Source organism: Denitrificimonas caeni, from assembly GCF_905120345.1.
GTDB classification, from domain to species: domain Bacteria; phylum Pseudomonadota; class Gammaproteobacteria; order Pseudomonadales; family Pseudomonadaceae; genus Denitrificimonas; species Denitrificimonas caeni_A.
This window is the reverse complement of record NZ_CAJHOA010000001.1, coordinates 540244-566844: the sequence shown is the minus strand read 5'-3', so window position 1 is coordinate 566844 and position 26601 is coordinate 540244. Positions and strand designations below refer to the sequence as shown.

Genomic DNA, 26601 nt, shown 5'->3' with positions numbered 1-26601 from the left:
ATACCGCTCAGCTTAAAGGATTGAGTTAGGCGCAGCGATATCAATGTTACTGCTTTTCAAACGAGCGCTCATGCCACTCAACTAGAGGCATTGGCGCTTTTAGTTTTTCCCCGTAAATCACCGAGTAGGTCAATACGTTTTGTACATAAAGACGGGTTTCATCAAATGGAATGCTTTCCACCCAGACATCGTAAGGCAAATGCTTGGCATCGCGCAGCCACTGACGTACGCGCCCAGGACCCGCATTGTAGGCGGCTGAGGCCAGTACCCGATTACCATTAAATTGCCCGAGAACTTGGCTCAAGTAGGCCGCACCTAATTGAATGTTGACCGCCGGAATCACTGCGCTTTGTGGTGTGGCTAAGGCAATACCATAGCGCTGTGCTGTTTCTTTAGCGGTCGCTGGCATCAGTTGCATAAGCCCCATGGCGCCGACGTGCGATTGCGCTTCGGTCATAAAGGCACTTTCTTGACGAGTAATGGCAAAAATCCAACTGGAGTGTAAGCCTCGTGTTTTCGCTTCTGCAACGAAATTGCTTTGGTGAGCCATTGGGAAACGTATTTCTAAGTCATCCCAATAGCGAGCCTGAGTAATGGTGCGAATCGCCGGGAAGTACCAGCCCATATCATAGGCAATGCGTGCTTGAGCAACCAGTTCATCACGACTTAAAAAATTACTAAGATGGTACCACTCACGACGCGACTCAGTGATTTCATTACGAGCATTAAACTCTAGAGCGCGCTGCATTCCTGCGGCATTGCGTACTTTCTGGATGGTTTGCGGCTGCAGAGCTAACGCTTGGTGTTTAAGATGATAGGGCTGCTGGCTTTGATCGGCAGCCATAAAACCATAGAAATCACGCTCACGGGCTAGAGGTTGATAGAGAATCAATGGCTGCTGACTGCTGGGTTGTGCCAGTTGCAGGCTGCGCGCTTGCCAGTAGCGCCAACGGTTGCTGAGAGCTAATTCTGCGGGTAAGCGGCGGGTTAGTTGGTAGGCATCATTCCAGCGGCCTAAGCGCAGCAGTAAGCGTGCCCGCCACTCGCTGAGGTTGGCGTTTTGTAACTGTGGATCGTATTTTTCCATCACCGCTAAGGCGCGAGGATCAAAGCGTTTCGCCAAGCGTAGACCAATATCATTGGCAAGAGTGAGTTGGTCAGCAGGGCTAAAAGTTACTTTCTTTTCGTAATGACTAAGTAACTGCACACTGGCATCGAGGTCTTCGGTGGCCAGTTTGCGCAAGCCTAACGCAATGACCTCTGCACTTCTCTTATCCTGGCCACTAAAGCGTTTTGTTTGTTTCAATAAGCTTGGCTTTTGTGCGACATCAATCAGTCGTTGCCCTTGCTGTTGCTGGGTTGTCAGTAGCTTCACTAAATACGCTGATACACCATAATTGCGTGCATCAGTGGCCAGCTTTAAACGCTGCCATATTCTATCTTCAGTCAGTTGTCCTGCTGCGGTCCAGCTCTCAAAAAGAGGGTCGCAGGCATTAGGTTGTGATTGCGCGCTCAGCCAAAGCTTTTCGGTACTAGCAAAGGCTGCTTGCCTGTGACCGCTCTCTAATTGGTATTGGGTAAAGCGGCAGTCCAACTCAGTGAAGTTTAATTCGGGGCTGTAGTACTTGAGAAATAACGGCCATTGCTGACGTTCGCTGAGTATGCGTAACCAACGTAGCTTCATCCAATTGATTTGCGGTAAATCGCCATGCTCAAGGAGAAACTTTTCTACTTCATCATTACTGGCGTTACGTAAACGTTGGGTGAGCTCGTCGTACGCTAGGTAAGGTGTTAATGGGTAGTCGCGCAACGTTGTACGGTTATCTAAGTACACCGATGCATCATTTTTACTCATCGCCAGCTTCGCTTGGTTATACAGGCTGCGTTGCTGCGCTAGAGGAGCAGCGTACGCTGTAGAAACGGGATGACAAAGTGTTATAAACAACACCAGAGGTAACAGATAGCGACTGCGCATAAAAAACCCTAGAAAAATAAATGCCCAGTAAAACGCCAGAAGATAATCGGTTTTATGGCGAAGGCAGCCTAGCTTAGCTGCTTGTGTACAGTGGTGAAAGGGCTGTACAGAGTGTTGAATGCAGATATCCAACGAATCATTGCGCGAATCTGTACAATACGTCGCAGATTTTAGGAGAACTACAAATGACTTTGCTCAAATTAACTCAAGTATCACTTGCTTACGGCGCCACCCCCCTTTTAGAAGAGGTCTCGTGGCAGATTGCTCGTGGCGAGCGCGTGTGCATTATTGGCCGCAATGGTACGGGCAAGTCAAGCATGCTGCATTTGGTCAAAGGTGGGCGTTTAGCCGATACCGGTGAAGTATGGCGTGCACCTGGCCTGAAAATTGGTGAGCTGCCGCAAGAGCTACCGGTCGCTGATGAGCGCACCATTTTCGAGGTGGTGTCAGAAGGACTGGAGGGTGTCGGGGCTTTATTGGCTGAGTACAATCATTTAAGCCAAAACATCCATACCGATGAAGACCTCACTAAGCTGATGCACGTCCAGCAAGATCTGGAGGCGCGAGATGGTTGGCGCTTACAGCAATTGGTTGATAGCACTTTAAGCCGCTTGCAGTTACCTGCAGATAAAAAACTTAACGAATTGTCCGGTGGCTGGCGTCGACGAGTGCTGTTAGCACAGGCTTTAGTTGCTGAGCCCGACTTGCTGTTACTCGATGAGCCAACCAACCACTTGGATATTGGTGCGATTGCTTGGCTGGAAGATGCGTTATTAAACTTTCCCGGTGCCGTACTCTTTATTACCCACGACCGGGCTTTTTTACAAAACTTAGCCACGCGTATTTTAGAGTTAGATCGCGGTCATTTAATTGATTGGGATGGTGATTACGCCAGCTTCCTTGAGCATAAAGAGCAGCAGTTGGCCGCTGAAGAAACCGCTAATGCGCTGTTTGATAAAAAGCTGGCGCAGGAAGAGGTGTGGATTCGTCAAGGGATTAAAGCGCGGCGTACGCGTAATGAAGGACGTGTGCGTGAACTGAAAGCGCTCCGAGTTGAGCGCAGTCAGCGTCGTGAGCGTCAAGGTGCGGCAAATATCAATATCGGTGCGGCAGAAAAGTCCGGTAAACAAGTCATCGTGGTGGATAAAGTAAGCTTTGCCCATCCCGGCGGACGTCAGCTGATTAAAGACTTCTCAATGGTCTTGCAGCGTGGTGATCGTATTGGTCTGTTGGGTGCAAACGGTAGCGGTAAAACGACTTTGCTTAAATTGTTGCTGGGTGATTTGCAACCAACGCAAGGCAGCATCGAAGTGGGTACTAAACTAGAAGTGGCTTACTTTGATCAGTTGCGTCATCAGCTTGATCCAGAGAAAACCGTCATCGAAAACGTCGGTGAAGGCAGTGATACCATCATGATTGATGGCCAAAGCAAGCATGTTCTCAGTTACCTCGGTGACTTCTTATTCAGTCCTCAACGTGCCCGTACACCGGTTAAGGCGTTGTCGGGCGGTGAGCGTGCGCGCTTATTGTTAGCGAAGTTGTTTACTCGTCCAGCTAACTTGCTGGTACTCGATGAGCCAACCAACGACCTTGATGTGGAAACTCTCGAGCTACTTGAAGAAGTGCTGATGGAGTTTAAAGGTACAGTATTGATCGTCAGTCACGACCGAGCCTTCCTAGATAACGTAGTGACCAGTACCTTAGTGTTTGATGGTAGCGGTAAGGTCCGTGAGTATGTGGGTGGCTTTGATGATTGGCTGCGACAGGGTGGTAGTATTCGCTTGCTGGGTGCTGCAGATGAAATGGAAGCGCCGGTTCAGGCGGCAGCAGTTGCTGATGTCGAACAGATGAGTCCGCCCATAGCCGTTGTTGATAGCGCTGAGCCGAAAAAAAAGCTGAGCTATAAATTGCAACGTGAACTGGATGCGATTCCTGGGCAAATCGAAGGGCTGGAAACTGAGCTTACTCAGTTGCATGCGCAGGTTTCACAAGCTGATTTTTATCAGCAGCCCATTGAGACAACTGAAGCAGTGCTGGCGCAAATTACCACTGTGCAAGAACAGTTGGATGCACTGATTGAGCGTTGGGCTGAGTTGGACAGTTAACTCGCCACATAACAGGCTGTAATTGATAGGGTGCCAATGCGCTCAGCATCCTATCAAAGTGCAGAGCATCACATGCGAGGTATCGGGCAAGTCAACCCTAGGGCTGCTTGCCTGTGCTTAGCTAAGCCTAATCCTCTGGATCATGATCCTTCAGGTCAACTGCCAGCACATCGCAGGGTGCACCGGATAATAAATCGTTGGTGGTCGAGCCTAATAACAGCGCGAGACCGTGGCGGCCGTGACTGCCAACAATAATCAGGTCGCAGTGCTGCTCTTTAGCGAGAAGATGAATTTCTTGGCGTGGCTGGCCATAACGTAAATGACAGTTATTTTCTTTGAGTAACTGATGTTGTTCGGCAAGAATATTCAGTTTGTTTTGCGCTTGTTCGGTTTGCTGTTGTTGTAATAACGATAAGTCCATTGGCACGTCACCACCAAAAGCCATCGTCAGTGGCTCAACAACATGCACTAAAGTGGCTTGGCATGAAAGCGCCTGACAGAGTGCATTGGCTCGATCTAAAACGCGGTGACAGTCTTCTGTCAGATCAATTGCAATGAGCAGATGAGAATACGCCATAACAATCTCCATATATGCTCCATGGGTACGATCACAGAGCTCAGTTTAGCTTAGATAGTCAACAGCGCTTATTGAGCGGTTAATAGCTCAAAGTCTTGCAGTAATACTGCGTGCGTATAGTAAAATCACGCAGACTAAAGCTGCCTCCATTGCGGTTTTTTACGCCTCTTCAATGTAACGCCACTGCTTGCTAATTGCACGAATTGATTTGTGCATGAGAGCAGTATTTAAGTCTAGTACCTATCGTGTATTCACGTTCTTTCGGCAGCTTATCTAATCGATGTGACATACCTATTTAAGATAAACAAGTCGGGAAGCAAAGCCGATTGGCTCGCTGATGTGTCATTCGTCTAGACTTCTTTTAGTCATAAAGCGGCTATCTTTCGATCAATATTTTTCCCTTATAAAACAAAGAGGTGCGACAAAATAACGCGCATTTTTAGGAATTCTTCACGACTGGCAATTGACAAAGGAGAAAAATTCCGTGAATGTGTGCTAACCCAAATCAAACGGGCGTATGAAATGCATATTGGCATGGCCGCATGTATTCTGTTGAATGCTGAGTCGGCGAGTATGCTGATAAGTACTGCGCAAAGTGCTATGCACATTGTTTAATTGCTGTCAGTGGCCAATGTGTAACTGTTCAGCTTCCATATCGTGGAGATCAGTTGATGATTTACGAAGGTAAAGCCATCACGGTGAAGGCTCTTGAAAGTGGTATCGTCGAATTCAATTTCGACCTCAAGGGTGAGTCCGTCAATAAGTTTAACCGTCTTACGCTGACCGAACTGCGTGATGCAGTCGTTGCAATTAATGCCAATAGTGATGTTACCGGCGTGATTGTGACCAGTGGTAAGGATGTATTTATCGTTGGTGCAGACATCACAGAGTTTGTTGATAACTTCAAACTGTCTGAAGAAGAATTGGTTGCTGCCAACCTTGAAATTAACGCATTTTTTAATGCTTTTGAAGACCTCAATGTACCTACCGTTGCCGCTATTAATGGTATTGCGCTAGGTGGTGGTTTTGAAATGTGCTTGGCTGCGGATTACCGCGTCATGGCCGACAGCGCAAAAGTTGGTTTGCCTGAAGTTAAGCTGGGGATTTATCCGGGGTTCGGCGGAACTGTACGTCTAACGCGAATTATTGGTGCAGATAACGCCATTGAGTGGATTGCCGCCGGTAAAGAGGCACGTGCAGAAGAAGCCTTAAAAGTTGGTGCTGTTGATGCAGTGGTTAGCTTAGATAAATTGCAAGCCGCTGCGCTTGATTTGGTTAAGCGTGCGATTGCTGGCGAACTCGATTACCAAGCTAAGCGTCAGCCTAAGCTTGAGAAAATCAAGCTCAATGCTATCGAGCAAATGATGGCATTTGAAACAGCAAAAGGCTTTGTTGCTGGCAAAGCAGGCCCGAACTATCCCGCGCCACTTGAAGCGATTAAAACCATTCAAAAAGCAGCGAACCATGGCCGCGATAAAGCGTTAGAAATTGAAGCCAAGGGTTTTGCTAAACTGGCTAAAACGTCTGTTGCTGAGAGTCTGGTGGGTCTGTTTTTAAATGACCAAGAGCTTAAGCGTAAAGCAAAAGGTTACGAGAAAATTGCTCGTGAAGTAAAACTTTCTGCGGTCTTAGGTGCAGGTATTATGGGTGGTGGTATTGCCTATCAGTCAGCGCTAAAAGGCACGCCAATCTTAATGAAGGATATCCGCGAAGAGGGTATTCAGTTGGGCTTGGATGAGGCGGCTAAGCTGCTGGTCAAGCGTCTTGAGCGCAAGCGTATTGAACCCGCTGCCATGGCTAAAGCCTTAAATGCGATTCGCCCAACCATGTCGTACGGTGATTTCGGTCATGTCGATATCGTGGTGGAAGCGGTTGTTGAAAACCCAAAAGTCAAGCAAGCTGTTTTGGCTGAAGTTGAGCAGTATGTGGGTGACAACACCATTATTGCTTCCAATACCTCAACCATCTCAATTAATTTGCTAGCAAAAGCGCTGAAGCGTCCAGAAAACTTCGTCGGCATGCACTTCTTTAACCCTGTGCACATGATGCCGTTGGTTGAAGTGATTCGTGGCGAACACTCTTCGGACGAAGCGGTAGCAACCACTGTTGCTTATGCACAGAAAATGGGTAAAAACCCAATTGTAGTCAATGACTGCCCAGGTTTCTTAGTCAACCGCGTACTGTTCCCGTATTTCGGTGGTTTTGCCAAGCTGATCAGTGCGGGTGTTGATTTCGTGCGTATTGATAAAATCATGGAAAAGTTTGGCTGGCCGATGGGTCCTGCTTACTTGATGGACGTGGTTGGTATTGATACCGGACACCATGGCCGTGATGTGATGGCTGAAGGTTTCCCTGATCGGATGAAAGATGATCGTCGCTCAGCAGTCGATGCACTGTATGAAGCGGATCGTTTAGGTCAGAAAAATGGCAAAGGTTTCTATTCCTATGAAACTGACAAGCGTGGTAAGCCGAAAAAAGTTGTTGATGATACGATCGCAGAAATTTTAGCGCCGATTGTTTACGAGCAACGTGAAGTGAGCGATGAAGACATTATCAATTGGATGATGATCCCATTGTGCATGGAGACGGTACGCTGCCTTGAAGATGGTATTGTTGAGACCGCTGCAGAAGCAGATATGGGCTTAATTTACGGTATCGGTTTCCCGCTTTTCCGTGGTGGAGCGTTACGTTACATCGACAGCATTGGTGTTGCTGAGTTTGTTGCTTTAGCAGACAAATACGCTGACTTGGGTGCGCTGTATCACCCGACCGAGAAATTGCGTGAAATGGCCAAAAACGGTCAAACCTTTTTCGGTTAATCGCGGACAGATTAGAGCGGGAGTAAAGAAATGAGCTTGAATCCAAGAGATGCAGTGATTGTCGATTTCGGACGTAGCCCAATGGGCCGTTCGAAAGGCGGCATGCACCGCAATACACGTGCTGAAAATATGTCAGCACACTTAATTACTGGTTTGCTGAATCGTAATGATAAAGTTGACCCAGCTGAAGTTGAAGATGTGATCTGGGGTTGTGTTAACCAAACCCTTGAACAGGGCTGGAATATTGCCCGTATGGCATCCTTGTTGACGCCAATTCCGCACACCAGCGCCGCACAAACAGTGAGCCGTTTATGCGGATCATCAATGAGCGCGCTGCATACCGCCGTACAAGCCATTCAAACCGGTAACGGTGATGTGTTTGTGGTGGGTGGTGTTGAGCATATGGGGCATATCAGCATGATGCATGGTATTGATCCTAACCCGCACATGTCACTGTACGCGGCAAAAGCGTCGGGCATGATGGGTTTGACTGCAGAAATGCTGGGTAAAATGCACGGTATTACTCGTGAGCAGCAAGATGCGTTTGCTGAGCGTTCGCACCGTTTGGCGCATAAAGCCACCGTTGAAGGTAATTTCAAAGATGAAATTATCCCGATGGAAGGTTACGATGCTGATGGCTTTTTGAAAGTTTTTGATTATGATGAAACTATTCGTCCAGACACAACATTGGAAAGTTTAGCGGCATTACGTCCAGCGTTTAACCCTAAAGGCGGTACGGTAACAGCGGGTACGTCTTCGCAGATTACTGATGGCGCGTCATGCATGATCGTCATGTCAGCGCAGCGCGCGAAAGACCTTGGCATTCAGCCAATGGCTGTCGTGCGCGCGATGGCGGTTGCTGGTGTTGATCCGGCAATTATGGGTTATGGTCCTGTGCCTTCCACGCATAAAGCGTTGAAGCGTGCTGGTTTGAGTATGGATGATATCGATTTCGTTGAACTTAACGAAGCCTTTGCCGCTCAATCATTACCGGTGCTGAAAGACCTTAAGTTGCTCGATAAAATGGAGCAAAAGGTTAACTTACATGGTGGTGCGATTGCTCTAGGTCATCCATTTGGTTGCTCTGGTGCGCGTATTTCCGGTACCTTGCTCAATGTTATGAAGCAAAATGGTGGCACCTTAGGTGTTGCAACCATGTGTATTGGTTTAGGACAAGGCATTACGACAGTATTTGAGCGCGTGTAAACGCACTTTAAATACTCAAGCCGAGGCCTAGTGCCTCGGCTTTTTTATTAGGATTATACGCGTGAGTTTAACAACTGGGATTTATCAGCATTATAAAGGCCAGCAATACCGTGTTTTAGGCATTGCCCAGCATTCGGAAAATGAACAGCAGTTGGTGGTCTATCAAGCGTTATATGGTGCGTTTGGTTTATGGGTGCGACCACTGTCGATGTTTATCGAGACGGTGGAGATTGATGGTCTGCTGCAGCCGCGTTTTGCTTTGCTACAGGCGGAAGAAAGTCTGTTTTCTCGCTGATAAGACAGCGAACAAATGACGCGAAAACTTGACCTAGGCCGCTTTCAACCTATATATAGCCTCACTGTAGAGTCAGTTATCGTATTTTTATGTGATATTTAGCGCCCGAGTACAGGCCAATCACTTTATTTATTTCAGGAATATTCTGAACAATGAGCAAATCGCTGGTTATCGTAGAGTCTCCCGCTAAGGCGAAGACAATCAACAAATACTTAGGTAATGAGTTCGTTGTGAAGTCGAGCGTGGGTCATATCCGTGATTTACCGACAAGTGGCTCGTCTGCTGCCGGTAAAGAGCCAGCTAAGCGTGGTAAAGCGGCTGATACTGCGCAGCTGACGCCGAAAGAAAAAGCCATGCGTACTCTCGTTGCGAGAATGGGTATCGATCCGGAAAATGATTGGAAAGCGCGTTACGAGATTTTGCCAGGCAAAGAAAAAGTCATCGAAGAGTTGCGTCGTCTGGCGAAAGATGCCGATATCATCTATCTCGCAACTGACTTGGACCGCGAAGGGGAGGCCATTGCTTGGCATCTGCGCGAAGCCATTGGTGGTGATGACAGTCGTTACAAACGTGTCGTGTTTAACGAGATTACTGAGAAAGCGATTAAAGGCGCTTTTGCTGAGCCAGGTAAGCTGGATATCGATCAGGTTAATGCCCAACAGGCCCGTCGTTTCCTCGACCGTGTTGTGGGTTTTATGGTTTCACCGCTGTTGTGGAAGAAAGTTGCACGTGGTCTTTCCGCTGGGCGTGTGCAGTCGGTTGCGGTTAAGCTGGTTGTGGAGCGCGAGAAAGAAATCCGTGCTTTTATTCCGGAAGAGTTTTGGCAGGTTCATGCAGACTTAAATAATGCTGAGAAGGTTAATACCCGTTTTGAAGTGATTCGTGACGCTGGTGTAGCCTTCCGCCCGGTCAACAAAGAACAAACTGATGCGGCCTTAGCCGTGCTTAAGACGGCACCTTATACCGTCGTTAAGCGCGAAGATAAGCCGACCAGTAGTCGTCCGAGCGCACCCTATATCACTTCAACTTTGCAGCAGGCAGCGAGTACGCGCTTAGGTTTTGGGGTGAAGAAAACCATGATGCTGGCGCAGCGTTTATATGAAGCCGGTTATATTACTTATATGCGTACTGACTCGACCAATATCTCTGGCGATGCGATTGAAATGGTACGCGTTTTTATTGATCAAGAGTTTGGTTCGAAGTATTTACTTGAGAAACCTGTTTTTTATAGCAGCAAAGAAGGCGCACAAGAAGCGCACGAAGCAATTCGTCCTTCTGATGTAAATACGCAGACCTCGCAGCTTAAAAGCATGGAGCGCGACGCTGAGCGCCTGTATGAGTTGATTTGGCGCCAGTTTGTCGCCTGCCAGATGCCTGCGGCCGAGTATTTAGCGACCAGCGTGACTGTTGAAGCGCAGACCTTTGAATTGCGCGCGCGCGGTCGTATTTTGAAATTTGACGGTTACACTCGTGTACAGCCACAACAAGGTAAGGGCGCAGAAGACGCAGTGCTACCCGACCTCAAAAAAGGTGATGTGCTAAATTTACTGAAGCTCGACCCATCACAGCACTTTACTAAACCACCGGCACGCTTCAGCGAGGCCAGTTTGGTTAAAGAGTTAGAAAAACAAGGTATTGGCCGCCCTTCGACCTATGCTGCGATTATTTCTACCATTCAAGATCGTGGTTATGTCGCGATTCAGAATCGACGCTTTTATGCGGAAAAAATGGGTGATATTGTTACTGAGCGTCTTGGTGAAAGCTTTGCTAATCTGATGGATTACAGCTTTACCGCGCAGATGGAAGAGCGTTTAGATAGCGTTGCGCACGGTACCTTGCAGTGGAAGCAATTGCTCGATGAGTTTTATAAAGATTTTAAGAAAAAGCTAGAAGCGGCTGACGCTGCTGAGAATGGCATGCGTGAGAACACACCAACGTTGACCGATATTCCGTGTAAAGAGTGCGGTCGGCCAATGATGATTCGTACCGCTTCGACTGGCGTGTTCTTAGGTTGTTCAGGCTATGCTTTGCCGCCGAAAGAACGTTGTAAGTCGACTGTGAATCTCGTGCCGGGTAATGAAATTGCCGACGATGATGAAGGCGAGTCTGAATCATTATTGTTACGTAACAAGCGTCGCTGTGCTAAATGTGGCACCGCAATGGATGCCTATTTACTGGATGAAACGCGCAAGCTGCATGTGTGCGGTAATAATCCAGATTGCACAGGCTTTGAAGTGGAGGCAGGGCAGTTCCGGATTAAAGGCTATGAAGGGCCGAGCCTGGAATGCGATAAGTGTGGCAGTGAGATGCAATTGAAGACCGGCCGTTTTGGTAAGTTCTTCGGCTGCACCAATACAGAGTGTAAAAATACGCGCAAACTGCTGCGTAGTGGTGAGGCTGCACCACCAAAAATGGATCCGGTGCCCATGCCAGAACTGCAGTGCTTGAAAGTGGATGATACCTACGTATTGCGTGATGGCGCCTCGGGTATGTTTTTGGCTGCCAGCCAATTTCCTAAAAAGCGCGAGACACGTGCGCCTTTAGTGCTTGAGTTGATTCCGCACAAAGCAGAGATTGATCCGAAATACCATTATTTGCTCACTGCGCCACAGCATGACCCTGATGGTGTGCCAGCGGTGATTCGTTATAGTCGTAAAACCAAAGAGCAGTATGTGCAGTCAGAAATTGAAGGCAAGCCCAGCGGTTGGAAAGCGTTTTACGATGGCAAAAAATGGCAAGTTGACGATAAGCGTAAAAAATAAATCGACATGCAAGCTATTAAGCGGGGCTTTGATTTTGAGCCCTGCTGTATTTTAATTTATTGATTTTTTAAGAGTTATTTATGTCCAGTGCGTTTTTGGAAATTGTTGAGTTGCCCGACGGAAGAATAGTTTTGCGTCGCTCGGAAGAGGAGTCACCCTTAGTAACTCTGACTTTTTCAAACGAAGCGCGTGGTTTTTTAAAGGCCCGTTATATTGATATCGCCAAAGAAATGTTTCATGCAGGGTTGTTGGCTGCCGGACATTTAGCTGAAGAAGAAGCGCTGACTGAAACGGATGAAGATGATCCTTCTGGGCATACGCTGCATTGATGTGAGTATGACTCGTTCTCGTTTATTTGGCGCCAGCATGGTGCATCTGCCGGATAAGAGCTATCGGCTTTTATTGGATTTTCTGAGTGAGCATTTTGCTGCGATTAGCCGTGATACATGGCAGCAGCGCATGCTCGCAGGTAAAGTGCTGGACTCACAGCAGCGTTGTTTACTACCGGACGAACCCTATCAGATAGGGGGCTTGGTCTATTATTTTCGTGAAGTGTCTGAGGAGACTAAGGTGCCCTTTATCGAACAGATTCTTTATCAAGACGAGCATCTGATTGTTGTTGATAAGCCGCACTTTCTGCCGACCATGCCGGCGGGTCGCTTCGTGGAAGAAACCGTTTTGCGGCGTTTAATGAAACGCTTTAATAGTTCAGACATTGTGCCAATTCATCGACTGGATCGTTTAACCGCGGGCGTTCTACTGTTCTCAGTTAATCCGAGCAGTCGGGATGCTTATCAAGGTTTGTTTCGTGAGCGCAAAGTGTTTAAGTGCTATGAAGCATTAGCACCAGCATTGCCCTATCGAGAGTGGCCTTATCGTCATTGCAGTCGATTGCAGCCAGCGCAGCAGTTTTTCCGTATGCAAGAAGTGCTGGGTGAAGCCAATAGTGATACGATCATTGACGTGTGTGAGCAGCATGGCGCGCTATGGCGTTATCGGCTCTATCCCGTGACGGGGCGTAAACACCAGTTGCGTGTGCACCTTGCTGCATTAGGTGCACCAATTGTTAACGATCCGCTCTATCCTTGTTTGCAAGAGATGAGTGAGCCAGACAATTACACTCAGCCACTTAAGCTGCTAGCTAAGCAAATCAGCTTTATAGATCCGTTTACGGGTATTTTGCGCAGTTTTAAAAGTCAATTGAACTTATCGATGTAAGTTGCTTAACTAACACTAGGCAGATCAGTGTAAAAGTGTCTATAATATGCGCCGGCCAGATCGGCCCCCGTTAAGGTTACTGCAATATCCCGAAGCACTGCTTCGACTGCTTGTCCTCTATAGGACTATCCTAGACGTTTTTTCTAAACAGCGTTCTCGCAAATACTCGCAAATAGGCTGCCAAAAGGGCGACCATTATGGTCTTTCACGGCGTGTGCAGCTTTCATGGGTCTTTGCGGATGCATATAAGGCATACCATGACCCAAGAAATCGGCACTACCCCAGAAGTCGGCAATTTTGCCACGCTCGGTCTTCACCCTTCAGTTCTTGCAGCAATTACTGCAGTCGGTTACGAAGAGCCGTCACCTATTCAAATACAGTCTATTCCGTTGATTATGGCTGGCCACGATATGATTGGCCAGGCACAAACCGGTACCGGTAAAACGGCTGCATTTGCTTTACCTATTTTGTCGCGTATTGATGCTGCGCGTCGCGAAGCACAAGTGTTGGTGCTGGCACCGACCCGTGAGTTGGCCTTGCAAGTGGCCACTGCGTTTGAAAGCTTCGCTGCACAGATGCCAAGCGTTAACGTTGTGGCTATTTATGGTGGCGCGCCGATGGGCCCGCAACTGAAAGCAATCCGTAACGGTGCACAAGTGATTGTAGCGACCCCAGGTCGTTTGGTTGATCACCTCAGCCGTAACGGTGGTTTGCTTTCAACCATTAAATTCTTAGTTCTTGATGAAGCCGATGAGATGTTGAAACTCGGCTTTATGGATGACTTGGAAGTGATTTTCAATGCGATGCCTGATGATCGCCAGACCGTACTCTTTTCTGCAACCTTGCCTGCATCCATCCGTGGCATTGCTGAAAAGCACTTGCGTAGCCCGCAGCAAGTTAAAATTGCTAGCAAAACACAAACGGTTGCACGTATTGATCAAGCGCACTTGATGGTGCATGCCGACCAAAAAGTAAATGCTATTTTGCGTTTGCTTGAAGTCGAAGACTTTGATGCCATGATCGGTTTTGTGCGTACTAAGCAAGCCACATTAGATATCGCTGCAGCACTTGAAGCCAAAGGCTACAAAGTTGCCGCGCTGAATGGTGATATTGCGCAGAATCAACGTGAGCGCGTGATTGACTCACTAAAAGATGGCCGCTTAAACATTGTGATTGCCACTGACGTTGCTGCACGTGGTCTTGATGTACCGCGTATCACTCACGTTTTTAACATTGATATGCCATACGATCCAGAGTCTTATGTGCACCGCATTGGTCGTACGGGCCGTGCCGGTCGTGATGGTCGTGCTTTATTGCTAGTGACTCCGCGTGAGCGTCGTATGTTGCAGGTGATTGAGCGTGTTACCGGTCAGAAAGTTGCTGAGATTTTACTACCAGATGCAAAAGTTATTCTGCAAGCGCGTATTCGTCGTTTGACGCAAGACTTAACACCACGTGTTAAAGACAAAGAGAATCAGAACGTTGAGTTATTAGCGCATCTGACTACTGAGCTTAACTGTAGTGTTGAAGAGTTAGCATTAGGCTTGTTGGCAAAAACCACGGAAGGCCAGGCCTTTACTTTGGCTGGTGTTGAACGTGAGCAACCAGTGATGACTTCACGCAGCCGTGATGACCGTGGTCAGCGCGGTACACGTGATGGCGGCGGACGCGGTGACGGTGCTGGTCGTAGCGAAAGCCGTGGCGATCGTGGTGACCGTGGCGAGCGCAGTGGTGATGGTGCTCGTGAGCGCCGTGCGCCCTTGGCACTCAGTGAAGGTAAAGTACGCTGCCGTACCGCATTAGGTATTCGTGATGGCGTGGCTGCACGTAACCTGTTGGGCGCTATCTTAAATGAAGGCGGTTTATCGCGTGAAGCGATTGGCCGTATCCAAATTCGCGAAAGCTTTAGTTTGGTTGAATTGCCAGAAGAAGGTTTGGAGCGTTTATTGGGTAAATTGAAAGATACGCGAGTGGCCGGTAAAGCACTTAAGTTGCGTCGCTACCGCGAAGATTAATACTGGTTATGAGCTGATAATGCTGAGGCATTGATTGCTTAAATTAAACCGATTCGACTGTAAGGTTGAATCGGTTTTTTTGTTTTAAAATCCACCATTAAATACTGTGCTAGGCTGCTGTGCGCTGGTTTATTTGCAACGGCGAGCCCTATCTGAGGTATTCTATACTGTGTGTTTGATCAGTTGTTTTGAGGTGCATGCATGATCTTACGAATATGTATTTTAGAAGCGGATGATTTGCATCCGACGATGCAGGATGCTTTTATTGGTTTTGGGCAGATGTTTAAACAACTATTTGCTACGCAAGATCCCCAAGTCGATTGTCAGATATTCAATGTTGTAAGAGGGGAATACCCTCAGCTTAGCCAACAGTTTGATGCCTATCTGGTGACTGGCAGTAAAGCCGACTCATTTGCCAATGACCCCTGGATTGTTACCTTGCGGGATTATTTACGTGTACGTTTTGTGCAGGGTGATCTGTTGCTAGGTATTTGCTTTGGTCATCAAATTCTTGCATTGGTTTTAGGGGGTGATACCCAGCGCTCCAGTAAAGGCTGGGGGCTTGGTGTGCATCGTTACCGTCTAGAGCATAAGCCTGAATGGTTGCCTGCAGCGGCTGATGAGTTTCAGTTATTGATCAGTCATCGTGATCAAGTCACGGCCCTGCCGACGGGTGCTTCATTATTAGCCAGCAGTGATTTTTGTAAAAACGCAGCTTTTATTTTAGATAAACAGGTGTTGTGCTTTCAGGGGCATCCTGAGTTTACTCAAGATTTTTCTAGAGGTCTGTTGCAGTTGCGTCAGTCTATTTACTGTCCGCAAGAGTATCAGAGTGCTTGTCAGAGCTTGGTACATGATCACGATGGTCAAACTGTTGCGCAATGGATGTTGTGCTTTATCCGAGCGGGGCAAAAGGCGCACGGTCAAACTGCAGCAATTGAGCAGTCTGTCAGTGTGTTAAGAGATCGCTTATGTTCGGCTTAACTGTAGCAGAACTTGGCCAGTATGCTGCGCCGTTACTTGCCGCGGTGGTTATGTTAGGCGTTACGTTACAACAGTTTATCCGCGCGCAACATTTGCAGCAGCAGCTTATTGATAAGCAGGCTAAGGTGACTGCAGTTCAAGAAGAGTTACATCAACAGGATGTTGGTTTACAAGTGCTGGCGAGTCAGCAAGATCAACTGCATGCGCAATTACAGCAACGTCAAACTGACTATCAGCAGTTAAAAATCGAGAATAGCGCCTTACACGAACAGTTATTGCAAGGGCGAGGTGTGGCTGATGCGGCGCGAGCGGGTTACCGTGAGCTTAAAGAGCAACAAGTGCTAGGTGAGAAAGTCTCGGCCGAGCAGCGCGCGCTCTACTTTAAGTTGCAGCAGGATCATCAGCAGTTGCAACAAGATTTTTCTTCATTGCGCGGTTTAAGTGCGCAAAAAGAGCAGCATCTGCTTGAGCAGCAGCAATTGCTTAAAGACAGCCGTGAGCAGTTAAAGTTAGAATTTGAGCAATTGGCAACACAGATTTTTGACGCCCGTGGCCAGTCATTAACGCAAAGCAGTCAACAATCCTTAGAAGCCATGTTAAAACCTTTTCGTGAGCAAATTGATGGGTTTCGGCAGAAGGTTGAAGATATTCATCATAAAGATGTGCAGCAACAAGCCTCCTTACAGCAGCAGCTTTTGCAGTTGAAGGAGCTTAATCAACAAATCACCCAAGAAGCCCATGAGTTGAGTAGTGCCTTACGAGGCCAGAAAAAAACTCAAGGTAATTGGGGAGAGCTGATTTTAGAGAACGTGCTGGAGCGTGCCGGCTTGCAGTTGGGCAAGGATTTTGCTCGCGAGGTGAGTTTTACGACCAGTGAAGGGCGTAAGCGTCCCGACGCCATCATTTATTTGCCGCAGAATAAACACTTAGTCATTGATGCTAAGGTTTCACTCAATGCCTATTTACGTTACGTCAATGCTGAGGATGAGACGTTACGTGCGCAAGCGTTGATTGAGCATGTCAGTGCATTTTCGGCACGTGTTGCTGAGCTCGCTGAGCGTGATTATGCGGCGTTACCTGGTCTGAATGCGCCGGATATGGTGTTTATGTTTGTGCCAATCGAGTCAGCTTTTGCTGATGCGATGCGGGCTGATGAAGGCTTATTGCAGCGCGCTATTGAGCAAAATATTTTAATTGCCACGCCCAGTACCTTGTTGGCCAGTTTAACCATTGTCCGTCAGTTATGGCGTTTTGAAGAGCAAAGCCGCAGTACTGCAGAGCTGGCTGAGCGTGCCAGTAAAGTGTACGACAAGTTGCGGATCTTTTTGGGCAGTATGGATGGCATTGGCAATAGTTTGGATCGAGCGCAAGAGGCTTACCGCAAAGCCTGTGACCAGCTGGTGAGCGGGCGCGGTAATTTGATTAAACAAGCCAGTGATTTTCAGCAGTTGGGTGTGGCGGTCAAAACCGAGATTGCGGAGCAATGGCAAGACCGCGCACGACTGGAGTTGACCCATAACCGCGATGCTGAAACTGCTGATTAACCGCGCAGGTGATTGAGCAGTTGTTGCACCACTTTTATTGAGTCTTGTTTGTGTTGCTGTTCGAGTTCGTTGAGCAGTTGCATAAACGTCTGCTTTTCTGTGCTGCTGAGTTTGCGCCAGGCATCATGCGTAGGGATATGCTCGGTTGCGCTAAAGACAGTCTGCAGGACTTGGTAATCTGGGTGCATGGCCACCTTCGAGTCATAATGATCGAGAATCACTTTGATGCGAATACAGCCTTCAGCCCAAGGCATTTGCTCGCTTAAAAAACCGTTAGCCAAAACAATTAAATCATCATGGCGCTGGCGCTTTTGTTCAGCGTATTGTTGCTTGCGTTGTTGTTCTGCTTGTCCAACTCGGCGCCACAATACAGTCGCGTAGACGGCCAGTCCTAGAATGCAAACAACAGCAGCAATCAGCCAGATACTTGAGAGTGTCTGCACATTAAGCACCGTGGCATTTTTTGTATTTCTTACCACTGTCGCATGGACATGGATCGTTGCGACCAATTTCTTTTAGTGGATTGCGCACAGGCTCTTGCTGTGCATGACCGCAGTGTGGGCCGTGTACATGCGCAGTTGGCACGTGCTCTTGGTGATCATGTTGGCAGTCAGGGCCGTGAACGTGTTCTGTAGAAGACATAACAATTACTCGCGAATATAGTCGCCGGGAATGATATCACCGTGACGCAGGATATTGATTGTTTTGCTGAATAAAAGTCCGGTTTTCACATCAGCATGCAGTGCATAATGGATCGGCTGATCAGGCTTTTCTAACATACGGACAATAACTTTCATGTGTCGCCATAGATTAGTGTGTACCGGTATTTTAAAATACGAATAACTATTGGCCGGCACTGTTAGCCATTGGTTATTGCTGCCTGTGGCTAAAGGCGTGTCGTTTAGCAAGATACGGTAGTTAATACTGCGCATTGGCAAACTTTGTGAGTTTGGGTTATCGACACGAAAGTGTAAAATAAATTGCTGCTCCAATAATTTAGCGTGTACCAGTTCAACATCGACCAGTTGTATATCAGGTTTTTGAAAGCCGCTGCTGAACCAAGTAGAACAGCCGCCCAGCGAACTTAATAAAGCTAATAATGCTAAGAGTGCCGATGTTTTTTTTATAGTTGCCAAATAATCCATTGATTAACTCCAAATCTCACGGCAGTGTAGCAAGCAAATGTTATGCAGAGTAAATAAAACACAAACAGTGCCTGTTTACTTAAGAGATATCAATTACATTGCTACGTGAATCATGAATCATAGAGGGTTGGGTATGCAACAGTTCGAAATTGCTTTTTCCGGGCAAATACTTCCCGGTGCTGAACTTGAGCAGGTTAAGGCAGCCATTGCTCGCGTGTTTCAAGCCGATGCTGCGTTACTGACGCGTCTTTTTTCAGGTCAGCGTGTAGTCATTAAAAAAGGTGTGGATGCCCTTGGTTTGGCTAAGTATCAGGCAGCCTTTGAGCGTGCAGGCGCAGTGCTTGAGGTGCGTGATCTGTATGAGCAAAGCATAGAAAAAATTACTCCAGGCTTACCCGCAGAAGAAACGATGACAGAGTCTGAGACTACGGACGGCTTTGCCATGCTGCAGGTGACGCCGCGTGATGAGTATATGGCCGCTTTTGCTAATGTGCAGGCGCCAGATTTTGGTATCGCGCCTCTGGGTGATGACTTGCAACCTGCACCTGTAGAAACGCCTGCGCCGGAGTTAGATTTGTCAGCCATTAGCCTAGCGCCAGTGGGCAGCGATATGGGACAACTGTCTCGTGTGAAAACTGAGATAGCGCCGGATACCACACATTTTGAGTTGTTGGATGAATAAAAAAGTTTTACGCATCTGCAACTGTTTTGTCCTATTTAGAGATAAGGCGCGCAGCATTTTTTGAATTTTAAGCCGCTACCGCAAGGGCATGATGCATTGCGTTCTGCGCGTAATGGCACATTGGGGTCGTAAAAATACCAGCGCTCAGCAGGCTTGATAAATAATGATGTTTCTTGATGCTGATGGCGGCCTTCTGCATCTTGCCAGTGTGCAATAAACTCAACAGTGGCATGCCGCTGATCCTGCGCCACTCTTTCTGCGATAACATTCAAGCCTAACCACTGACTGTTTTGGCTCCACTCTGCGATTGACCGCATGTCGAGTTGTGCTTGCTGGCTCGGTAAACTGGTGCTTTTTATAAACTCAATATTGTGTTGTGCATACGCGCTGTAGCGCGCTCGCATTAAGCTGTGTGCCGAAGCTGCAAGTGCTCCGTTATGGTAGCGGCCGCAACACTCTTGATAGGCCACATTAGAGGTGCATGGGCAGGACAAAATAGCAGTCATAGGTAATCCGTAGAGCATAAAGCGTATAAACAGACTATTATACGTTTTTAGGTGGGTACTGAACAAACATACAGTTCGAAAAAGTGGATGCAGCATGCTCAGCGACGAATTAAAAAATACTATTCAAAGTGCTTACACGCGCTTTTTGGATCAGAAAGGGCTTAAGGCGCGCTATGGTCAACGCCTAATGATTGCTGAAGTGGCGAAAGCTTTGGGCAATATTGCGGTGGACGAAGAGGGTAAGCGCTCTGGAGATCCAGCCGTGGTGGCGATTGAGGCCGGGACCGGTACTGGTAAAACAGTCGCCTATAGTTTGGCGGCAATTCCCGCAGCGCGAGCAGCAGGTAAGCGTTTAGTGATTGCTACGGCGACAGTTGCGTTGCAAGAACAGATTGTGGATAAAGACTTACCCGATATTATTAAAAACAGTGGCTTGAATTTTACTTATGCCTTAGCCAAAGGCCGTGGACGCTATTTGTGCTTATCTAAATTGGATGCATTATCTCAGCACGGAGAGGCTGAGCAGGCCACCGCGCAGTTATTTGCTGATGATGGTTTTCATATTGAAGTGGACAGTGACAGTGAAAAGCTCTTCACTGAGATGATTAATAAGCTCGCCAGCAATCGCTGGGACGGTGATCGGGATAGCTGGCCGCAAGTACTTGAGGATGTCACGTGGTCACGGGTGACCACCGATCATACTCAGTGCACGGGCCGTCATTGTGGCAACTTTCAGCAGTGTTCTTTTTATAAAGCTCGTGAAGGTATGACCAAAGTCGATGTGATTGTCACCAATCACGATATGGTTTTGGCCGATTTAGCCCTTGGTGGTGGTGCAGTGCTGCCTGATCCACGCGAAACTATTTATGTCTTTGACGAAGGCCATCACTTACCTGATAAAGCTATTGGTCACTTCGCTCATTTTACCCGCTTACGTTCCACTGCTGACTGGTTGTCACAAGTGGATAAAAACCTGACCCGCTTATTGGCACAAACCCCTTTGCCAGGCGAGTTCGGTCGTTTATTGGAAGCGGTTCCAGAGTTGGCGAAAAACTTGCGCACACAGATGCAGTTTATGTTTACGTTGTGTGAGCAGTTAGCTGATTTTCGCCCCAATCATGATCCAGATAGCTATGAGAAGCCACGCTACCGTTTTGTTGGCGGCGTGATTCCTACAGAATTGGCTGAGTTGGGCATTGAGCTGAAAAAAGAATTTGTTAAATTAACTGACATTTTCAGTCGTGTGACTGAACTGTTAAAGAAAGCGATGGATGGTGAGCCTGGGTTGAGTGTGCCCAGTCATCAGGCCGAAGAATGGTATCCGCTCTTTGGTAGTCTCTTGGCGCGCTCGGAAAATAATCAAGAGTTATGGTCAGCCTTCACTGCCGAGGATCCAGAGAAAAGCCCGCCAATGGCGCGTTGGTTATCTTTGGCCGATGGCGGAGGGGCCTTTGATATTGAAGTCAATGCTAGTCCTATTCTTGCTGCTGAAACCTTACGTCGGCATTTATGGAATGTCGCACATGGTGCGCTGGTCACCTCAGCAACTTTAACTGCGCTGGGTAAATTTGACCGTTTTAATATGCGTGCTGGCTTGCCTTTTGATTCGAAAAAAACTGTGGTGCCCAGTCCGTTTAACTATGCAGAGGCGGGTGTCTTGCGGGTGCCTGATTTACGCGCAGATCCACGTGACTCTGAGGCGCATACGCAAGCGATTATTCGAGAAATAGCCGCTATATTAGAAGGTGCGCAAGGTAGCTTGGTACTGTTTTCCTCACGGCGACAAATGCAAGACGTGTTTTCTGGCGTCGATGCTGAGTGGCGTAAACGTGTGTTGATTCAGGGAGGCTTATCACGTCAAGAAACCCTAGCAAAGCATAAGGCGCAGATTGATAAAGGCCATGTTAGCGTGTTGTTTGGTTTGGCCAGTTTTGCTGAGGGTATCGATTTGCCTGGTGCTTATTGTCAGCATGTGGTGATTGCTAAGATTCCCTTTGCCGTGCCGGATGATCCGGTTGAGGCTGCGCTCTCTGAGTGGATTGAGGCGCGTGGAGGTAATCCATTTATGGAAATTGCCGTGCCTGATGCTTCGTTGCGCTTAATTCAAGCGTGCGGACGTTTACTGCGTAATGAGCAAGATATTGGTAGCGTCACCTTATTAGACCGCCGCTTAGTGACTCAGCGTTATGGCAAGGCTATCCTAAATTCATTACCACCGTTTCGACGCGAAATTGATTAAGTATTCACTGTTATAAATAGAGGTCAGTATGCATATTGATGGCAGCAGCGACAGTGCATTTTCAAATGTTCTTGATGTGTTTACGCAGCTCTTGGAAGAGCCGGAGCAGCGCGGTGCTGCTTTATGTGTGCAGATTGCTGGGGAGACTGTGCTGGATGTGTGGGGTGGGGTGCTTGATCGCCATTCTGAGCAGCTGTGGCAGCGTGATACCTTAATTAATATTTTTTCCAGTGGAAAACCGATTGCCGCAGTGGTGGTGTTGCAGTTGGTGGCGGAAGGTCGTTTGCAGTTGGATATGCCGCTGGCTGAATATTGGCCAGAGTTTGCCATGCAGGGTAAGCGGCGAATTACTCTGCGTCATGTGCTTAGTCATCAAGCGGGAGTGCCCGCGCTACTTGAGCCACTTGCGTCTGAAGCGCTTTACGACTGGGAGCAAATGATTGGCGCTGTGCAGAATACGCCGCCGTGGTGGACACCTGGTACTGCCCATGGCTATGCGCCAATGACCTATGGTTGGCTAGTCGGTGAGTTGATTCGCCGCATTGAAGGGTGTGAGCCGGGTGAGGCGATTGCTAGACGTATTGCTGAGCCGTTGCAGTTAGAGCTTTATCTGGGATTGACGGATCAGCAATTGCCACAGGTTGGCGATGTAATGCGTATGAAGGGCGCTTTCGGTGATGCTGCTTCGTTGCGGCTCATGCAAAATATCGGTAGTAATCCGCAAGGTATGACGGCAAAGGCTTTTGCCAATCCACCATCGATGATGACCAGCACTAATAAGCTTGAGTGGCGGCAAATGCAGCAGCCGGCAGCAAATGCACACAGTACTGCACGGGGTTTAGCTGGCTTTTATACTGGATTGTTGCAAGGCAAATTACTGGACAGTGAGATGCTTAGTGAAATGCTCACAGAGCAGAGTGCGGGCATGGATTTAACCTTGTTGACGAAAACGCGTTTTGGTTTGGGTTGTATGCTAGAGCAGTCTGATGAGCTACCAGCCAGCTATGCTTTAGGTCAGCGCAGCTTTGGTCATCCTGGAGCAGGCGGTACGTTGGGCTGCGCTGATCCAGAGCGCGAACTGAGTGTGGCCTTCGTTACCAATAGCTTAGGAGCTAGCGTATTGATGGATCCGCGTGTGCAAAAAATTAATGCGATGCTGAAAAAATGCTTATGAGAGTGGCTTTATCTGTCGTTATAAAAACTAGCAGATAAAGCCACTGAGCTGATCTGTAGCGCAGTTAGACGGTACAGTACTTACTGTTGCTCTGCTTGTTCGCAGGCCTGCAAGGTGTTTTCCAGTAAGCAGGCGCGGGTCATTGGGCCGACACCACCTGGAACCGGTGTGATCCAAGACGCGCGTTTAATTGCCTCATCAAAACCCACGTCGCCTACGAGCTTACCATCGGCTTGGCGGTTAATACCGACGTCAATCACCACAGCGCCAGGCTTGATCCATTCGCCTTTAACAAGGTTTGGAATACCTACTGCCACGACAACGAGGTCTGCACGGCGTACATGGCTTTCTAAGTCTTTAGTGAAGCGGTGAGTAATCGTTGTGGTGCAGCCTGCTAGCAGCAATTCCATCGCCATTGGGCGGCCAACAATATTAGATGCTCCAACAATGACTGCATCTAAACCGTGTAGGTCTACACCTGTATGTTCAAGCAGAGTCATAATACCTTTTGGCGTGCATGAGCGTAGTAAAGGAATACGTTGGGCTAAACGACCGACATTGTAGGGGTGAAAACCATCAACATCTTTGCTGGGGTTGATGCGCTCCAGCAGTAGAGATGAATCAAGATGCGCGGGCAGGGGTAACTGCACCAGAATCCCATCAACCGAATTGTCAGCATTCAGTGTATCGATTAAGTTCAGTAGTTCTTCTTGCGTAGTAGTGGCGGGTAGATCGTAGGCTTGTGATTGAAAACCAACTTGTTCACAGTCCTTACGTTTATGTGCGACATACACCTCAGAGGCGGGATCGTTACCGACTAGAATCACCGCTAGGCCCGGGGCACGCAAACCTTGGTTAATGCGAGCTTGTACTTGTTGGGCGATAGTGTCTCGAATATCTGCGGCGATCTGTTTGCCGTCAATCAATTGTGCTGTCATGAGGTTATTAGCCATACTAATTTTAGTAAAAAAGATGAGGCTATTCTCGCATGACCTGCGGCATGGGGCAAAGATGCGAGAGAAGTATTTTATCCTTTATCACTATCTAATTGATTCTTTTGAAAATAATGGTTGACGGCATGTCGCCTGCTCTGTAATATTTGCCCCGCTTACCCAGTACAGCCTGAAGCTGGATACGAAAGCTGAACAAGTTATATTGGACAGCAATCGAGCCTTGAGTCAGTTACTTTTAATAGTAATGACAACAAGCGCCCGTAGCTCAGTCGGATAGAGCACCCGCCTTCTAAGCGGGTGGTCGCAGGTTCGAATCCTGCCGGGCGCGCCATTAAGGCGAAGCTTGTAAGTGATGTAAGTTACATGTAATATGCACGGCGCAATATGGTGGGCGTAGCTCAGTTGGTAGAGCACGGGATTGTGATTCCCGGTGTCGTGGGTTCGAAACCCATCGTCCACCCCATATTTGGAAAACTTAATGCTGTTACAGTATTAAGCGTGAGTAACAAGCGGACGTGGTGGAATTGGTAGACACACCAGATTTAGGTTCTGGCGCCGCGAGGTGTGAGAGTTCGAGTCTCTCTGTCCGCACCATATAAGGGTTTCACATAGACCCTATTAGTATCAAAGCCCCTTAATTGGGGCTTTTTTATGTCCATCTTTTTTGTTTCTGCAATTCTGAGCGCTGTCTAGCATTGCTAGATCAGTGGTCTTCCTTTCTGATGAGTCTGCCTGACAAGCTCTTCTCTTTATTAGTACTGCTTCAGCGTGATTCTATTTGTCAGTAGTTTTGCGCCGCTTGCTGTTTGCGGTATGCAGACGCTAAGAGCCAGTGCTTGATCTTTTTGTTTTTTCTGGTTTTTTGCTGCTATAGCGATGCGCAGTTAGGCTAAGACTGTTTAGTTAAAGGCATCTTTTTGCGCATTTATTTTTTGAGTAATGTTTTCACAAACCAGTTTGCATAATGCGTAAGTTGAATTGTCAGTGAGCTGGTAATAGGCGCGCGTGCCTTGGGTTTTTCGAGTGATGAGACCGTGCTGGCTAAGAATAGACAGATGGCGAGAAATATTTGCCGAAGTGGAGTTGCAGCGCTCAGCCAATTCGCCAACATTCAACTCGCCTTCACGCAATAAACTTAAAATTTGTAAGCGATTTGGATCTGCCAGCACTTTGAAATAAGCGGCAATTTGTTCCAGTGCTTTTGGCGAAAACTTATCCATGATGTGTCCGTGTTGGTTATTAATATCATGCATTATGGTCTACCACTTAGGTCGCGTACACCACGATAAATAGATACTTGCTTATTTACAAGCGTAGTTAGATAATTGATTACGTAATAAGTAAACTATTGACGTGGAGGATGCGCAGGTGATGAAGAAAAAACAGGTTTTTTTTGCACTTGCAGCTGTGTTGATCAGTTCCTGGGCTGCTGCACAAGAGTTGGCAACAGTTCAAGTGACACGTGCTTCTTTAACCAACAGTGCTGTATATGAAGGGCATATTGAGGCAGTCACAGAAACAACTATCGCGGCCCAAGTGGCTGGCGTTATTCAGCAGATTCATATCAATGCTGGTGAGCAGGTGCGCACTGGGCAGGTTCTAGTTCAGATCGATGCGACTCAAGCCAAGCAGCAGCAAGCCGCTCACACTGCACAGGTCGATGCTGTTCGCGCAGAGTTGCACGCATTGACTCAAGAGTTAAATAGACAGCAACAACTGTTTGCTAAAAACTACATCAGTAAAGCCGCCTTAGAACGCGTAGAGGCGCAACAACGTGCTGCAGTTGCACAGTTAAAAGCCCAGCAAGCGCAAGCACAAGCGGCTCAAGTGCAAACAGACTTCTTTATTATTCGTGCTCCTTATGATGGCGTGGTGATTGATGTGCCTGCCATGCAAGGGGATATGGCCATGCCAGGCATGCCTTTACTGTCTTTATTTAATCCGAAAGCCTTACGCGTCAGTGTGGCGATTCCGGTTGCCGCGGCTGAGCAGACTCATCTGTCTGAGCATGATATAGCCGCTGTGCGTGTGCTGCATGAACAGCGTCCGTTGACGGTGGAAAGTATACAGGTCTTACCTACGGCGGACCGTTCTACCCATACGGTACGTTTGCGTATCGGTGTGGCTAATGAGTCGAATACTTTATTCCCAGGGCAGTCTGTCAAAGTACAACTACAGCACGCAGTGACTGACGACGATCAACGTTTATTTATTCCTAAAGCAGCGGTGATTCAACGTGCCGAACTGACTGCTGTTTACGTATTAAGCGAGCAACACAAACCATTATTAAGGCAGGTGCGTTTAGGCGTCACTGATAATGACCGTGTTGAAGTGCGCAGTGGCTTGGCGGAAGGTGAGCGGGTTCTTCTTGATCATCACGCTGTAAGTAAGGAGTAATGAGC

At 47.8% G+C, this 26601-nt stretch carries 22 protein-coding genes and 3 tRNA genes; 17 read left to right on the top strand and 8 right to left on the bottom strand.

Annotated elements, in window-relative coordinates:
* Window positions 1-46 precede the first annotated feature (46 nt).
* Window positions 47-1975 carry a transglycosylase SLT domain-containing protein gene (locus tag JYJ62_RS02615; protein WP_205340619.1) on the bottom strand — a complete coding sequence of 643 codons (1929 nt, stop codon included), beginning with the start codon at window positions 1973-1975 and terminating at the stop codon, window positions 47-49.
* Between the two features lie 185 nt (window positions 1976-2160).
* Here JYJ62_RS02615 and JYJ62_RS02610 point away from each other — a divergent pair, with 185 nt between their 5' ends.
* On the top strand, window positions 2161-4080 hold the full coding sequence (locus tag JYJ62_RS02610) for an ATP-binding cassette domain-containing protein (protein WP_205340618.1): 1920 nt from the start codon (window positions 2161-2163) through the stop codon (window positions 4078-4080).
* 127 nt (window positions 4081-4207) lie between these two features.
* Here JYJ62_RS02610 and JYJ62_RS02605 read toward each other — a convergent pair whose 3' ends face one another.
* Window positions 4208-4657: a universal stress protein gene (locus JYJ62_RS02605; protein ID WP_205340617.1), complete on the bottom strand. Its 450-nt coding sequence runs from the start codon at window positions 4655-4657 to the stop codon at window positions 4208-4210.
* Window positions 4658-5328: 671 nt separating this feature from the next.
* On the opposite strand from JYJ62_RS02605, the gene fadB reads away from it, so the two are divergent.
* The 9 genes from fadB to rmuC all read left to right on the top strand — a co-directional run bounded on the left by fadB (window position 5329) and on the right by rmuC (window position 17500).
* On the top strand, window positions 5329-7476 hold the full coding sequence (gene fadB / locus JYJ62_RS02600) for a fatty acid oxidation complex subunit alpha FadB (RefSeq protein WP_205340616.1): 2148 nt from the start codon (window positions 5329-5331) through the stop codon (window positions 7474-7476).
* 30 nt (window positions 7477-7506) lie between these two features.
* Window positions 7507-8682: an acetyl-CoA C-acyltransferase FadA gene (fadA, locus tag JYJ62_RS02595; RefSeq protein WP_205340615.1), complete on the top strand. Its 1176-nt coding sequence runs from the start codon at window positions 7507-7509 to the stop codon at window positions 8680-8682.
* Between the two features lie 61 nt (window positions 8683-8743).
* On the top strand, window positions 8744-8977 hold the full coding sequence (locus tag JYJ62_RS02590) for a DUF1653 domain-containing protein (RefSeq protein ID WP_205340614.1): 234 nt from the start codon (window positions 8744-8746) through the stop codon (window positions 8975-8977).
* Window positions 8978-9129: 152 nt separating this feature from the next.
* Complete coding sequence (gene topA / locus JYJ62_RS02585; protein ID WP_205340613.1) at window positions 9130-11739, top strand: type I DNA topoisomerase; 2610 nt, start codon at window positions 9130-9132, stop codon at window positions 11737-11739.
* 80 nt (window positions 11740-11819) lie between these two features.
* The gene (locus tag JYJ62_RS02580) at window positions 11820-12068 is read left to right on the top strand and encodes a hypothetical protein (RefSeq protein ID WP_205340612.1); all 249 of its coding nucleotides are present in this window, start codon (window positions 11820-11822) and stop codon (window positions 12066-12068) included.
* Between the two features lie 7 nt (window positions 12069-12075).
* A complete protein-coding gene (locus tag JYJ62_RS02575; protein WP_205340611.1) occupies window positions 12076-12957 on the top strand; it encodes a pseudouridine synthase in 882 nt (293 codons plus the stop codon).
* Window positions 12958-13214: 257 nt separating this feature from the next.
* Window positions 13215-14972 (top strand): DEAD/DEAH box helicase, encoded by a 1758-nt coding sequence (locus JYJ62_RS02570; protein WP_205340610.1) that lies wholly within the window; start codon window positions 13215-13217, stop codon window positions 14970-14972.
* Between the two features lie 201 nt (window positions 14973-15173).
* Complete coding sequence (locus JYJ62_RS02565; RefSeq protein WP_205340609.1) at window positions 15174-15956, top strand: amidotransferase; 783 nt, start codon at window positions 15174-15176, stop codon at window positions 15954-15956.
* The gene (gene rmuC / locus JYJ62_RS02560) at window positions 15944-17500 is read left to right on the top strand and encodes a DNA recombination protein RmuC (protein ID WP_205340608.1); all 1557 of its coding nucleotides are present in this window, start codon (window positions 15944-15946) and stop codon (window positions 17498-17500) included. Before JYJ62_RS02565 ends, rmuC begins: the two co-directional genes overlap by 13 nt.
* Here rmuC and JYJ62_RS02555 read toward each other — a convergent pair.
* The 3 genes from JYJ62_RS02555 to JYJ62_RS02545 are packed head-to-tail and all read right to left on the bottom strand — an operon-like array spanning window position 17497 to window position 18645.
* Window positions 17497-17943 carry a DUF2489 domain-containing protein gene (locus JYJ62_RS02555; RefSeq protein ID WP_205340607.1) on the bottom strand — a complete coding sequence of 149 codons (447 nt, stop codon included), beginning with the start codon at window positions 17941-17943 and terminating at the stop codon, window positions 17497-17499. The genes rmuC and JYJ62_RS02555 overlap by 4 nt on opposite strands.
* Window position 17944: 1 nt before the next feature.
* Window positions 17945-18142, bottom strand: a complete 198-nt coding sequence (locus JYJ62_RS02550; protein WP_205340606.1) for an SEC-C metal-binding domain-containing protein — start codon at window positions 18140-18142, stop codon at window positions 17945-17947.
* Between the two features lie 5 nt (window positions 18143-18147).
* Window positions 18148-18645 carry an LEA type 2 family protein gene (locus tag JYJ62_RS02545; protein ID WP_205340605.1) on the bottom strand — a complete coding sequence of 166 codons (498 nt, stop codon included), beginning with the start codon at window positions 18643-18645 and terminating at the stop codon, window positions 18148-18150.
* A gap of 133 nt (window positions 18646-18778) precedes the next feature.
* On the opposite strand from JYJ62_RS02545, the gene JYJ62_RS02540 reads away from it, so the two are divergent.
* Entirely contained in the window at window positions 18779-19327 is a 549-nt protein-coding gene (locus tag JYJ62_RS02540) for a hypothetical protein (RefSeq protein WP_205340604.1), read from the top strand.
* Between the two features lie 35 nt (window positions 19328-19362).
* On the opposite strand, the gene JYJ62_RS02535 is transcribed toward JYJ62_RS02540, so the two are convergent.
* Window positions 19363-19833 (bottom strand): YchJ family protein, encoded by a 471-nt coding sequence (locus tag JYJ62_RS02535; RefSeq protein ID WP_205340603.1) that lies wholly within the window; start codon window positions 19831-19833, stop codon window positions 19363-19365.
* 94 nt (window positions 19834-19927) lie between these two features.
* On the opposite strand from JYJ62_RS02535, the gene dinG reads away from it, so the two are divergent.
* Both dinG and JYJ62_RS02525 read left to right on the top strand, forming a co-directional pair.
* A complete protein-coding gene (dinG, locus tag JYJ62_RS02530; protein ID WP_205340602.1) occupies window positions 19928-22072 on the top strand; it encodes an ATP-dependent DNA helicase DinG in 2145 nt (714 codons plus the stop codon).
* 28 nt (window positions 22073-22100) lie between these two features.
* The gene (locus JYJ62_RS02525; RefSeq protein WP_205340601.1) at window positions 22101-23246 is read left to right on the top strand and encodes a serine hydrolase domain-containing protein; all 1146 of its coding nucleotides are present in this window, start codon (window positions 22101-22103) and stop codon (window positions 23244-23246) included.
* An 80-nt stretch (window positions 23247-23326) separates the two neighbouring features.
* On the opposite strand, the gene folD is transcribed toward JYJ62_RS02525, so the two are convergent.
* Window positions 23327-24184: a bifunctional methylenetetrahydrofolate dehydrogenase/methenyltetrahydrofolate cyclohydrolase FolD gene (folD, locus tag JYJ62_RS02520; protein ID WP_205340600.1), complete on the bottom strand. Its 858-nt coding sequence runs from the start codon at window positions 24182-24184 to the stop codon at window positions 23327-23329.
* A 269-nt stretch (window positions 24185-24453) separates the two neighbouring features.
* On the opposite strand from folD, the gene JYJ62_RS02515 reads away from it, so the two are divergent.
* The 3 genes from JYJ62_RS02515 to JYJ62_RS02505 all read left to right on the top strand — a co-directional run bounded on the left by JYJ62_RS02515 (window position 24454) and on the right by JYJ62_RS02505 (window position 24793).
* A tRNA-Arg gene (locus JYJ62_RS02515) sits at window positions 24454-24530 on the top strand.
* A 56-nt stretch (window positions 24531-24586) separates the two neighbouring features.
* Window positions 24587-24662 (top strand) — tRNA-His (locus JYJ62_RS02510).
* A gap of 46 nt (window positions 24663-24708) precedes the next feature.
* A tRNA-Leu gene (locus JYJ62_RS02505) sits at window positions 24709-24793 on the top strand.
* A gap of 305 nt (window positions 24794-25098) precedes the next feature.
* On the opposite strand, the gene JYJ62_RS02500 is transcribed toward JYJ62_RS02505, so the two are convergent.
* Window positions 25099-25452, bottom strand: a complete 354-nt coding sequence (locus JYJ62_RS02500) for an ArsR/SmtB family transcription factor (RefSeq protein ID WP_205340599.1) — start codon at window positions 25450-25452, stop codon at window positions 25099-25101.
* Window positions 25453-25570: 118 nt separating this feature from the next.
* Here JYJ62_RS02500 and JYJ62_RS02495 point away from each other — a divergent pair, with 118 nt between their 5' ends.
* On the top strand, window positions 25571-26596 hold the full coding sequence (locus JYJ62_RS02495; protein ID WP_232365709.1) for an efflux RND transporter periplasmic adaptor subunit: 1026 nt from the start codon (window positions 25571-25573) through the stop codon (window positions 26594-26596).
* Window positions 26597-26601: the final 5 nt, after the last annotated feature.

What these genes read in the sequence shown, in the direction of transcription:
- JYJ62_RS02615 (WP_205340619.1), bottom strand. Translation starts at nt 1,975, where the DNA reads ATGCGCAGTCGCTATCTGTTACCTCTGGTGTTGTTTATAACACTTTGT.
- JYJ62_RS02610 (WP_205340618.1), top strand. Translation starts at nt 2,161, where the DNA reads ATGACTTTGCTCAAATTAACTCAAGTATCACTTGCTTACGGCGCCACC.
- JYJ62_RS02605 (WP_205340617.1), bottom strand. Translation starts at nt 4,657, where the DNA reads ATGGCGTATTCTCATCTGCTCATTGCAATTGATCTGACAGAAGACTGT.
- fadB (WP_205340616.1), top strand. Translation starts at nt 5,329, where the DNA reads ATGATTTACGAAGGTAAAGCCATCACGGTGAAGGCTCTTGAAAGTGGT.
- fadA (WP_205340615.1), top strand. Translation starts at nt 7,507, where the DNA reads ATGAGCTTGAATCCAAGAGATGCAGTGATTGTCGATTTCGGACGTAGC.
- topA (WP_205340613.1), top strand. Translation starts at nt 9,130, where the DNA reads ATGAGCAAATCGCTGGTTATCGTAGAGTCTCCCGCTAAGGCGAAGACA.
- JYJ62_RS02580 (WP_205340612.1), top strand. Translation starts at nt 11,820, where the DNA reads ATGTCCAGTGCGTTTTTGGAAATTGTTGAGTTGCCCGACGGAAGAATA.
- JYJ62_RS02575 (WP_205340611.1), top strand. Translation starts at nt 12,076, where the DNA reads ATGACTCGTTCTCGTTTATTTGGCGCCAGCATGGTGCATCTGCCGGAT.
- JYJ62_RS02570 (WP_205340610.1), top strand. Translation starts at nt 13,215, where the DNA reads ATGACCCAAGAAATCGGCACTACCCCAGAAGTCGGCAATTTTGCCACG.
- JYJ62_RS02565 (WP_205340609.1), top strand. Translation starts at nt 15,174, where the DNA reads ATGATCTTACGAATATGTATTTTAGAAGCGGATGATTTGCATCCGACG.
- rmuC (WP_205340608.1), top strand. Translation starts at nt 15,944, where the DNA reads ATGTTCGGCTTAACTGTAGCAGAACTTGGCCAGTATGCTGCGCCGTTA.
- JYJ62_RS02550 (WP_205340606.1), bottom strand. Translation starts at nt 18,142, where the DNA reads ATGTCTTCTACAGAACACGTTCACGGCCCTGACTGCCAACATGATCAC.
- JYJ62_RS02545 (WP_205340605.1), bottom strand. Translation starts at nt 18,645, where the DNA reads ATGGATTATTTGGCAACTATAAAAAAAACATCGGCACTCTTAGCATTA.
- JYJ62_RS02540 (WP_205340604.1), top strand. Translation starts at nt 18,779, where the DNA reads ATGCAACAGTTCGAAATTGCTTTTTCCGGGCAAATACTTCCCGGTGCT.
- JYJ62_RS02535 (WP_205340603.1), bottom strand. Translation starts at nt 19,833, where the DNA reads ATGACTGCTATTTTGTCCTGCCCATGCACCTCTAATGTGGCCTATCAA.
- dinG (WP_205340602.1), top strand. Translation starts at nt 19,928, where the DNA reads ATGCTCAGCGACGAATTAAAAAATACTATTCAAAGTGCTTACACGCGC.
- JYJ62_RS02525 (WP_205340601.1), top strand. Translation starts at nt 22,101, where the DNA reads ATGCATATTGATGGCAGCAGCGACAGTGCATTTTCAAATGTTCTTGAT.
- folD (WP_205340600.1), bottom strand. Translation starts at nt 24,184, where the DNA reads ATGACAGCACAATTGATTGACGGCAAACAGATCGCCGCAGATATTCGA.
- JYJ62_RS02500 (WP_205340599.1), bottom strand. Translation starts at nt 25,452, where the DNA reads ATGCATGATATTAATAACCAACACGGACACATCATGGATAAGTTTTCG.
- JYJ62_RS02495 (WP_232365709.1), top strand. Translation starts at nt 25,571, where the DNA reads ATGAAGAAAAAACAGGTTTTTTTTGCACTTGCAGCTGTGTTGATCAGT.